The organism is Streptococcus sp. KR (assembly GCF_002238115.1).
GTDB lineage: Bacteria > Bacillota > Bacilli > Lactobacillales > Streptococcaceae > Streptococcus.
Genome location: NZ_NGVM01000085.1, coordinates 1 through 771, shown reverse-complemented (window position 1 = coordinate 771; position 771 = coordinate 1). Strand labels below are relative to the sequence as shown.

General features: G+C 37.7%; 2 protein-coding genes. Both read right to left on the bottom strand.

Annotation, left to right across the window (positions count from 1 at the left end; all coding sequences use genetic code 11):
• Nucleotides 1–239 (bottom strand): HK97 family phage prohead protease (locus CBI42_RS10965; protein ID WP_256963802.1); only part of this gene is annotated, 239 nt, incomplete at its 3' end.
• A partial coding sequence (locus CBI42_RS10960) for a phage portal protein (protein WP_142294117.1) occupies nucleotides 226–771 on the bottom strand: 546 nt, incomplete at its 5' end. The genes CBI42_RS10960 and CBI42_RS10965, both read right to left, overlap by 14 nt.

Genomic DNA, 771 nt, shown 5'->3' with positions numbered 1-771 from the left:
ACTTTTGCAATTGGCTGGTTGAAATTATGATCGTTCAAAAACAAAACTTGTGACAAGTCTGTATTTTGTAAGGCTTGTGGGTCAATTTCTTCAATAAACCCACCTAAATCTTTCGAAGGCTGATTAAACATTAGGGCATAGCCTTCAAGTTGTTTACCCGTTGAATTATCGTCATCATCTGTTGGTTCGACTGCTCGAATCTCGGACGAATTGATAATTAATTTTTCATTTTGAATCATTGTTTCCCTCCTCATTAGTATCTGTATTGTCATTTGAATATTTTGAAGCATTTGCTTTGTTGTAGTCGTTTTCTGACAAGTTATCGAGTTGCGAGTAATTCAATGAGCCATAGAAGCGGTTGAGTGCTTCATTGTCGTTATCACTTGGCTTATCAATATTAAGCGTCTGACGTGCTTCGCAAGGCATCATGATGCCGTTTTCAACAAGTGAAACAACTGTCTTAGCTTTGTCTACAAAACTTGCTGGCAAAATCTTCGACTTATCTTGTTCGATCTCATAGCCTGGCAACTTATTATTGAGTTCTGATTGAATAGCTCCAAAAAAAGGCGTTAAGCCTTGTAAAAACATGACTTTCAATGATTGACTTACTGAACTATGTGAGTTTTCCAAACCAATCATTTCTGACGGAATGCCAAACACGGAAGCGACTTTCTCACTCGCAAGGTTGTTAGTTTGAATGGCTTTGAGTAAACCTTCATCAACTGAAATCTGCTCAAATTTAATACTGTCATCACTCACACCAACGCCTGA